The sequence below is a fragment of the Streptomyces sp. E11-3 genome (assembly GCF_046540415.1).
In the GTDB taxonomy this organism is placed as follows: domain Bacteria; phylum Actinomycetota; class Actinomycetes; order Streptomycetales; family Streptomycetaceae; genus Streptomyces.
Window position 1 is genome coordinate 1 of record NZ_JAZGRL010000237.1, and the last position, 698, is coordinate 698.

Consider the following 698-nt stretch of genomic DNA (forward strand, 5'->3'; position numbering starts at 1 on the left):
GTCCCGTAGACTTTAAGCCAGTGTGGGAAAAAGAGGGGAGAAGCTGGATGCACGAACTGAGTGATCCAAAGGCAGCCTACGTAATACAGGAATCCAGACACATATATACTGGGGTCACAAGACCAAGAAGGGCCTTAAAACCAAAAGCACAATCTCTCGGTTAATTCTACAACTAAATGGCGGCCACTACAAAGGTGCCAGCACAGAGGAGAGATGGCCTCTTTCCCTCAAGCCCGTCATAATGGCTGTCGCTCTTCGAAGGCGTCTTTTGGAGAGATGGACATCGCCCCACATTGGCCAGGGGAATTAGCTCAAATGGTAGAGCGCTCGCTTAGCATGCGAGAGGTAGCGGGATCGATGCCCGCATTCTCCACGCTGAGTCCTGCCCTTTTACGCTCACTTCCCTAAAGAGAAAGACTGCGCGTTGACGCTACGAAGCGACTCTCCCTACGTGCGCTTTTGGGGCTCACTGCTGCCAAGAGGTTTTTCGGGCCGTGTCCTGCGCAAATTGGTGGCATAACAGGTCCCATCGAAGATTTGAAGTCGGATCGCTGGACTCAGAGTCCTGAGTGATAGTCATTACATCTTTGGAACCTTGACAGGAGCAGACGTTTCCGCAAAGACTAAATCACTTACAGGCTCAAGACATCGACAAGGATGGGATTCGAACCCACGCGTGCAGAGCACAATGGATTAGC

Annotated in this window: 1 tRNA gene; it reads left to right on the forward strand. The window is 51.6% G+C overall.

The annotated features are described in order from the left end of the window. The first annotated feature begins 300 nt into the window (after positions 1-300). Positions 301-373, forward strand: a tRNA-Ala gene (locus U9R90_RS36620). Positions 374-698: the final 325 nt, after the last annotated feature.